We start from the raw sequence: 7754 nt of genomic DNA, 5'->3' as shown, positions 1-7754 counted from the left end.
AAGACAAAAACCAAGCCGGACACCAACAGTCGGTTCGTGTATCGGGCGACGGAGGGGGCACGAACTGCTCGCGCCGGCGGCTGGATAGGGCGCTTACGCTCGCCTCCGATCTTCGCCGGTGGAATACCGCGCCGCACGCCGCAGCCATCGACGATCCACCACAACCCGAAAAGAACCGCAAGCACGCCGACCGCCGCCCGGGCGGCTTTAACGCCCCAGCTCCCGACGTTCTGTTCCAACCATATCAGCACGTATGTGCTTTCCCGGTACGAACTCCAAACGGTAGCGAGCCACTGTCGAGCCGCGTTGTCGGTTGTAAGCGTGCCCGGGAGCGAACCGTTTCGCGGGGCGCGTGTCCGTTTGGCGTGCTCTCTCGCGACCCGGAGCCTTGATGGACGAAGAAGCCGGCTTCCTCGCGGCGATCGGCCTTGCGCCCGCCGAGGACACGACCCGCCTCGCCTACGCCGACTGGCTCGACGAGCGGTCCGACCCGGACTGCCGAGCGAAGGCGGAGTTCATCCGCCTCGAAACGCGACTCACCACCGAACCGGTGGACGATTACCCCGCCCTGACCGCGCACCTCCGGCAACTGGCCGCGGGACTGAACTCCGACTGGCTGGCCGTCGTCAGCCGCCCGCCCGTCGAGAACTGTCGGGGGCGCCTGGACCACGAGTGCCCCGGCGCCTGGTCCCGGTTGGTCCCGAGCGAGCTGAACGCCCGGACGTGCGGCTCCTGTCTGAAAACGGTTCACTACGTTCGGTCCCTCGCGGACGCTCAGCCCCACGTGCGCGACCGGAACCCGGTCGTTGTCTCGCTCGGGGTGGTGCGCGAGCCCGGCGACATCCCGCCGAGCCGGCTGCTCTGGAACGCGCGCTGGGAGCGGCCGGCCCTGCTCGAACGCAAGCGGCTGTCGCGAACCGGGAACGTGCCGCGGCCGGACCCGCCGAACGCGGGCGCGGACGAGACCCGCGAGCCGCCCCGGGCGGCTCCGCCCCGCCGGCAGGCCCGGCGGCCCCGCCGCATCGAACGCGAGAACTGGGAGGAGTTGGAATGACCGCCGGCGAGGGGCGCCCCGACGGGCGTCCCTGTTCCTCGGACCTGAATGCGAGACGACCCATGAACGACGAAGCCGGCTTCCTGCGCGCGCTGCTTGAAACCCCGGCCGACGACACGACGCGGCTCGTGTACGCCGACTGGCTCACCGAGCGCGGCGACCCGGAGAGCGCCGCCAAGGCCCGGTTCCTGCGGCTCACGGTCCGGTTCCGGCAGAGCGGTCGCACCGACGAGTACCAGCAGGCCGAGCTACAACCGCTGGCCGCGGCGCTGCCGCCGGAGTGGCTCGGGTTGGTGAGCAGCCTGAAGGTCGAAGGGTGCCCGGCGAAGGCCCCGGCGCCGCCCCCGCCCCTGGTCCAAGGCGGTCTCCGTCTCGGCATCCATCTCGGCGGCCTGTTCCAGTTCGTGTGCGATCAGGGCTGGGACGACATGGCCCCGACCGGTGAGCCGACCGTCCGGCGCTGCGCGCAGTGCGGCAAGGACGTTCACTACTGTGCCACGATCACGGACGCACGCGAGCACGCCGACGAAGGGCACTGCGTCGCGGTCGATCTGGGGATCGTCCGGCGCGAAGACGACCTCGCCCCGCGCCGGTACTGGGTCGGGCGCCCCAGCGCGGAAGCCGCTCGCAAAGAAGAAGAGCGATGGAAGCTCGACCCGGTGTCGGAAGCCCGCGCGGCGGGCAAGCGGCCGGGCGCGGCCGACGCGGCGGGCTGAAGCCCGCAGGAAAACGTCCGGAATCTGCCCCGGGGGCGCTGGCGCCGACGCCCCCGGTTGCTAACTTCAACTGCACACCTCTCCCACACCAACCTCACAGGTCGCCGCGATGCGCGCCGTCCTGCAACGTGTCCGCCACGCCCGGGTGACCGTCGGCGACGAACCGACCGGCGAAATATCCCGCGGGTGGCTGGTGCTCCTCGGGGTCGGACCCGGCGATACGCAAAAGTCGGTCGACTGGCTGGCCGATAAAGTCGCCAACCTGCGTGCGTTCGAGGACGCCGCCGGCAAGATGAACCTGTCCGTACAGGACGTGAGTGGCGGCGTGCTGGTCGTCAGCCAGTTCACACTGTACGGCGACTGCCTGAAGGGGCGCCGGCCGAGCTTCACGGGCGCGGCCCCGCCCGCGGTCGCGGAGCCGCTGTACGAGGCGTTCGCGACGGCACTGAAGATGCTCGGGGTGCCGGTCGCGACCGGGCGGTTCGGCGCTGACATGCTGGTGGAACTGGCGAACGACGGCCCGGTGACCTTTGTGCTCGATGTCCCGGTTTGACGGACCCTCTCCCATGAACCGCCGCGCGTTCCTCGCCGCCGCTGTCGCATCGAGCGCCGCCCCGCTCCTCGCGGTCCAGCCGAAGGATAAGGTCAAGCTCGTGTCGAGCCTGCCGCGGATCGGCAGCGCGAAGGGCCAGACGGACGGCATCGTGAACGCCATCAAGATGGCGATCGCCGACTTCGAGAAGGTCGTGCCGTTCGCGGTGGGCTACGAGGACCTGGACGACACGACACCCCAGCAGGGGACGTTGGACCCCGAGCAGGCAAAGGCGAACGCGGAGAAGGCGGTCGCGGACAAGGACGTGATGGCGGTCATCGGGCCGTTCAGCTCCGGCGCCGCCCGGGTCTCGGCCCCGATCCTGAACCGCGCCGGGCTGGCGCAGGTCACGCCGTCGGCGTCGTGGCCCGGGTTGACCAAGAGCGCCCCCGGGGCCGACGCGGACGAGCCGGGGCGGTACCGCCCCGGGAAGGAAGTCACCTTCTTCCGCGTGTGCCCGCACGACGCCAGCCAGGGGCCGCTGTCGGCCGACTTTGCCGCAAACGATTTGAAGGCGAAGAGCGTGTACGTGCTGAATGACAAGGAGCTGTATGGGGCGTCTTTGGCGTGCGGGTTCAAGAAGCGGTGCGAGGCGCTGAAGGTCAAGGTGGTGGGCGACGAGGGCGCCGGCGCACGGGGCACCGGTTTCCAGACGCTGGCCGAGCGGATCAAGACGGCGAACCCGGACCTCGTGTACTTCGGCGGCACCAGCCAGACCGGCGCGCCGCGGCTCGCACGCGCCCTGCACGCGGAAAAGGTGAACTGCCCGCTCCTGCTCCCGGACGGGTGCTACGAGCAGGCGTTCGTCGAAGCCGTCGGGGCCGACGTGCTGGACGAAATGAAGGTGTTCGTCACGATCGGCGGCATCGCGCCGGCGCACCTGAAAGGGGCGGGCGCCGCGTTCGTCAAGCGGTACACGGCGAAGTACGGCAAGGCGCCCGAGGCGGCCGCGGTGTACGGGTATGAGGCGGCGGCGGTGGTGCTGGAGGCGCTCCGGACGGCCGGCAAAAAGGACCGCGAGGCGGTGCGCAAGGCCGTCGCCGCCACGAAGGACTTCGACAAGGGCGTGCTGGGCACGTGGGGCTTCGACGCCGACGGCGACACGACGCTCCAGCCGCTCACCGTTGCGACGGTCGAGAAGGGGACGTTCCGGGCCGTGAAGGTGCTCGGGACGGAGTGAGCGGCCCGCCCGTGAGGCGCGGTGCGAGCGGTCGCGAAGGCGGGCCGCAGGGCCGGGGCGGCCGCGGTCCCGGGGAAGGCGCTAGACACGGGCCGGCCGCGAGCCTACATTCTGGCTTGATACGGACCCCGAAACACCACCACAGGTTCACCGAAATGGAAAACCGCGCAGCCGGGCCGAACATGAACCGCCGCAAGTTCCTCGGCGCGGCCGCCGCGGCGGCCGTGCCCGCCCTGGTCACCGGGTGCGGCGGGGGCGGCTCCACCGACGACGGGAAGGGCGGCGGGGGAGGGGGCGGGGCCGTCCCGGGCACCCCGGGCGTGATCCGCATCGTCTCCAGCCTGCCACGCACCGGCAGCGCCAAGGGCCAAACGAACACGATCGTCAACGGCATCCAGATGGCGATCGAGGACTACGGCGGGAAGATCGGCGACTTCAAGATCGAGTACTCGGACTGGGACGACGCCACCGCCGCGTCCGGGTCGTGGGACGGCCCGACCGAGAAGGCCAACGCGCAGAAGGCGGTCGCGGACCCGGACGTGATGGCGTACATCGGCCCGTACAACTCGAACGCGGCCAAGGTCAGCATGCCGGAGCTGAACGAGGCCGGCCTGTTGCAGGTCTCGCCGGCCGTCACCTGGCCGGGGCTGACCAAGAAGATCAAGGGCGTCGCCCCGGACGAGCCGGAGAAGTACCGGCCCGCCAAGAAGAAGAACTTCTGCCGCGTGTGTACCACCGACGACCTGCAAGGGCCGCTGGCGGCCGACTTCGCCGCCGAGGTGCTGAAGGCCAAGCGGGTTTACATCCTCAACGACAAGGAGCTGTACGGCGAGGGGCTCGCCAAGCTGTTCCGCCAGCGGTGCGAGGAGCTGAAGCTGGAGGTCGTCGGCGACGAGGGCATCAACACCACGAGCATCGAGTTCGGCGGGCTGATGACCAAGATCAAGGGGCTGAACCCGGACCTCGTGTACTTCGGCGGCACCACCCAGAGCAAGGGCGGGCAGGTCGCGAAGGACATGGTCGGCGCGGGGCTGACGTGCCCGATCCTCGCCCCGGACGGGTGCTACGAGCAGGCGTTCATCGACAGCGCCGGGGCCGCGAACCTGAACGGCCGCGCCTACGTGAGCATCGTGGGCCTCGACCCGTCGCAGCTGACCGGCAAGGGGGCCGAGTTCGTCAAGCGGTACAACGAGAAGTACAAGACGGCCCCGGAGGCGTTCGCGCTGTACGGCTACGAGTGCGCGAAGGTGGTGCTGGAGGCGATCAAGAAGGTGAACAAGAAGGACCGCGAGGCGATCCTGAAGGAAGTGCTCGCGACCAAGAACTTCACCGCCGGGGCGGTGGGCGGGGCCGAGGGCTGGGGCTTCGACAACAACGGCGACACCACCCTGCGGCAGGTGACGATCAGCGTCGTGGAGAACGGCAAGTTCGTGCCCAAGAAGACCGTCACCAAGTAGCCGGCCCGCGGGGCGCACCCCCGCGGCCGAACGGACCCACGCGCCGGGGGGCGCGCGCCCCCCGCCCGCAGAGACCACGCCCGCCACGAGTTCCGATGCTCGACTCGCTCGCCACTGCCCTCGGCCCCGCGTTCTACCAGTACCTGCTCATCGGGCTGGTGACCGGCCTGCTGTACGCGCTCATCGCGCTCGGCTACACGATGGTGTACGGCATCATCGAGCTGATCAACTTCGCCCACGGCGACCTGTTCATGCTGGGCTCGTTCCTGGCGCTCCAGGTCGCCATCTGGGTCGGGGCCGCGACCGCCACCGGCGAGGCCACCGGCGCCGCCGCGCTGCCCACCATCATACTGATGCTGGTCGCGGCGCCGCTGTTCTGCGCCGGGCTCAACGTGGCCGTGGACCGGGTCGTCTACAAGCCGCTGCGGAACGCGCCGAAGCTGGCCCCGCTGGTGTCCGCCATCGGGGTCAGCTTCATTTTCATGAACATCGGCGTGTTCTGGATGGGCACCTACGACCTGAACTTCCCCAAACTGGTCCCGCAGGACAACCTGACCCCCGACGCCCGGATCGCGCTGAACTACAAGCACATCATGGTGCTCGCGGTGACCCTCCCGGTGATGGTCGCGCTGACCGTGTTCGTGCGGTACACGTCCCTCGGGAAGGCGATGCGGGCGACCGCCCAGAACCCGACCGCGGCCCAGCTCATGGGCATCAACGTGGACCGCGTGATCGCCGCGACGTTCGCGATCGGCGGCGGGCTCGGCGGGGTCGCGGCGGTGGTGTACGGGCTGTACAACAACACCGTCGGATACATGATGGGTTTCCAGACCGGGCTGTACGCGTTCACCGCGGCGGTGCTCGGCGGGATCGGCAACATCCCCGGTGCGGTGCTCGGCGGCATCATCATCGGCCTCGTCCGCTCGCTCGGCAGCGCCTACGTCGGCGAGCAGTGGAGCGAGGCGCTCATCTTCGCGATCCTGATCGTGATCCTGATTTTCCGGCCCAACGGCATCCTCGGGGCCCGCACGCGGGAGAAGGTATGAGTCTGGTGCGCGGCGCGCTCGGGTACTGGATGGTCGCGGGGTTCGTGCTGCTGGCGGCGGTGCCGTTCTTGCCGTACCGGGACGCCCCGATCTACGGCACCCAGGCCATCCCGGTGCTGTGCTTCGTGATCCTGGCGCTGGGCCTGAACGTGGTGGTCGGGTACACCGGCCTGCTGCACCTCGGAATCGCGGCGTTCTTCGGCATCGGCGCGTACACCGCCGGCGTGCTCACCACCACCGCGTTCCCCTTCGGCTCCAGTTTCGTGGTGGTCGCGGTCGCGTCCGCGCTGACCGCGGCGGCGGTGGGCGTGGCCACCACCGCGCCCACGCTGCGCCTGCGCGGCGACTACCTCGCGCTGGTCACCCTCGGGTTCGGGCTCATCACCATTTACGTGATCCGCAACCTAGCCGCGATCACCGACGGGACGCAGGGCCTCACGCCCGTGGCGCCGGACTTCTTCCCGGGCATCGACGACCCGGTGCTGCCGAAGTCGCGGCCCGGGTGGAACAACAGTTGGCGCAAGTACCCGTACCTGTACTACCTGTGCCTCGGCCTCCTGGCGGTGGTGGTGGTCTTCCTGCGGAACCTGGAGCGGAGCCGCCTGGGCCGCGCGTGGGTCGCGCTGCGCGAGGACGAACTCGCGGCGTCGTGCATGGGGCTCAACCCGGCCCGGCTGAAGCTCTCGGCGATCGCACTGGGCGCCGGACTGGCCGGGCTGGCCGGGGCGCTGTTCGCGGTGTCGCAGAACGGCACCACGGAGCCGAAGGCGTACGGGTTCGAGCGGTCCATGATCGCCCTGTGCTGCGTGATCCTCGGCGGGCTCGGCAACCGGCCCGGGGTGATCCTCGGCGTAGTGCTGCTGGTGGGCTACGACCAGATCCTCACCCCGCTGCTGGACAACTGGCTGCAAGCGCAGAAGCTGAACCCGAACGGCAAAGAGTACCTGAAGGTGAGCGGGTGGCGGCTGTGCATCTTCGGGCTGGCGCTCATCCTGATGATGCGGCTGCGCCCCGAAGGGCTGCTCCCGTCCGCGCGCCAGAAGCGCGAACTGCACCCCGAACGGGACGAGGCCGCCGGCGAGGCCGCCGCGCGGGCGGAGGTCGCGGGGCACGAGGCCGGCGGGGCCGCCCGCGCGTGAACCGTTTCGGGGCGCGGCGCCCCTTCGCGCCCCTCACCTGATCTCTGGCCGGCTTCCCGACGCTCGATTATTCCTGCCTCCTGCCCCCTGAGCCTATGGCCCTCTTGAAGGTTACGAAGCTGATGATGCGGTTCGGCGGGATCACCGCCGTCAACGGCGTCGATCTGGACATCGAGCGGGGGCACATCTTCTCCGTGATCGGCCCGAACGGCGCCGGGAAGACGACCGTGTTCAACGCGGTCACCGGCATCTACGAGCCGACCGCGGGGGCGATCGAGTTCGAGGGCCGATCGCTCGTCCGGCCGTTCACCTGGCGGGTCGCGACCGGAGCCGTGCTCACCGGGCTGGCGGTGGGGCTCGTGCTGACGCTGTTCGCGGTCAACGCGGACACGCTCTGGAAGCGGTCGGTCCGGGCGGTGGAGGCCGCCCGGCAGGAGAAGATCGGCCTGCGGGTCGTCGAGGAGACCGAAAAGAACGCCGACGCCGACGCCCGGCTCACCGACGCGGAACTGCAAAAGGTCGAGGAGGCCCGGAAGAAGGCGGCGGTCGCGGCGTTCCCGTTCCCCTGGG

At 70.0% G+C, this 7754-nt stretch carries 8 protein-coding genes and 1 pseudogene; 8 read left to right on the top strand and 1 reads right to left on the bottom strand.

Going from position 1 to position 7754, the window contains the following annotated elements; all coding sequences use genetic code 11:
- Positions 1-239: hypothetical protein (locus R5W23_RS21125; protein WP_320687993.1), on the bottom strand; the 239-nt coding region annotated here is incomplete at its 3' end.
- A 152-nt stretch (positions 240-391) separates the two neighbouring features.
- Between R5W23_RS21125 and R5W23_RS21120 the strand changes: the two genes are divergently transcribed.
- From R5W23_RS21120 to R5W23_RS32770, 8 genes and pseudogenes are all read left to right on the top strand, one after another.
- Entirely contained in the window at positions 392-1054 is a 663-nt protein-coding gene (locus tag R5W23_RS21120; RefSeq protein ID WP_261189174.1) for a TIGR02996 domain-containing protein, read from the top strand.
- A gap of 62 nt (positions 1055-1116) precedes the next feature.
- The gene (locus R5W23_RS21115; protein ID WP_320687992.1) at positions 1117-1770 is read left to right on the top strand and encodes a TIGR02996 domain-containing protein; all 654 of its coding nucleotides are present in this window, start codon (positions 1117-1119) and stop codon (positions 1768-1770) included.
- A gap of 109 nt (positions 1771-1879) precedes the next feature.
- The gene (gene dtd, locus R5W23_RS21110; RefSeq protein ID WP_320687991.1) at positions 1880-2323 is read left to right on the top strand and encodes a D-aminoacyl-tRNA deacylase; all 444 of its coding nucleotides are present in this window, start codon (positions 1880-1882) and stop codon (positions 2321-2323) included.
- Between the two features lie 13 nt (positions 2324-2336).
- Entirely contained in the window at positions 2337-3542 is a 1206-nt protein-coding gene (locus R5W23_RS21105; RefSeq protein WP_320687990.1) for a branched-chain amino acid ABC transporter substrate-binding protein, read from the top strand.
- Positions 3543-3724: 182 nt separating this feature from the next.
- Complete coding sequence (locus R5W23_RS21100; RefSeq protein ID WP_320687989.1) at positions 3725-4999, top strand: branched-chain amino acid ABC transporter substrate-binding protein; 1275 nt, start codon at positions 3725-3727, stop codon at positions 4997-4999.
- A gap of 95 nt (positions 5000-5094) precedes the next feature.
- Positions 5095-6045 carry a branched-chain amino acid ABC transporter permease gene (locus tag R5W23_RS21095; RefSeq protein WP_261189169.1) on the top strand — a complete coding sequence of 317 codons (951 nt, stop codon included), beginning with the start codon at positions 5095-5097 and terminating at the stop codon, positions 6043-6045.
- Complete coding sequence (locus R5W23_RS21090) at positions 6042-7184, top strand: branched-chain amino acid ABC transporter permease (protein ID WP_320687988.1); 1143 nt, start codon at positions 6042-6044, stop codon at positions 7182-7184. The genes R5W23_RS21095 and R5W23_RS21090 overlap by 4 nt, the downstream gene beginning before the upstream one ends.
- A 95-nt stretch (positions 7185-7279) precedes the next feature.
- Positions 7280-7690 (top strand): annotated as a pseudogene (locus tag R5W23_RS32770) (ATP-binding cassette domain-containing protein); the annotation flags it as partial.
- Between the last annotated feature and the right edge of the window lie 64 nt (positions 7691-7754).

Source organism: Gemmata algarum, from assembly GCF_034097035.1.
Taxonomy (GTDB): Bacteria; Planctomycetota; Planctomycetia; order Gemmatales; family Gemmataceae; genus Gemmata; species Gemmata algarum.
The sequence above is the reverse complement of the archived record's forward strand: the minus strand, read 5'-3'. Positions and strand labels throughout refer to the sequence as shown.

Bases quoted from the DNA above. Each gene is read 5' to 3' on its own strand.
- R5W23_RS21120 (WP_261189174.1), top strand. From the start codon at position 392: ATGGACGAAGAAGCCGGCTTCCTCGCGGCGATCGGCCTTGCGCCCGCC.
- R5W23_RS21115 (WP_320687992.1), top strand. From the start codon at position 1,117: ATGAACGACGAAGCCGGCTTCCTGCGCGCGCTGCTTGAAACCCCGGCC.
- dtd (WP_320687991.1), top strand. From the start codon at position 1,880: ATGCGCGCCGTCCTGCAACGTGTCCGCCACGCCCGGGTGACCGTCGGC.
- R5W23_RS21105 (WP_320687990.1), top strand. From the start codon at position 2,337: ATGAACCGCCGCGCGTTCCTCGCCGCCGCTGTCGCATCGAGCGCCGCC.
- R5W23_RS21100 (WP_320687989.1), top strand. From the start codon at position 3,725: ATGAACCGCCGCAAGTTCCTCGGCGCGGCCGCCGCGGCGGCCGTGCCC.
- R5W23_RS21095 (WP_261189169.1), top strand. From the start codon at position 5,095: ATGCTCGACTCGCTCGCCACTGCCCTCGGCCCCGCGTTCTACCAGTAC.
- R5W23_RS21090 (WP_320687988.1), top strand. From the start codon at position 6,042: ATGAGTCTGGTGCGCGGCGCGCTCGGGTACTGGATGGTCGCGGGGTTC.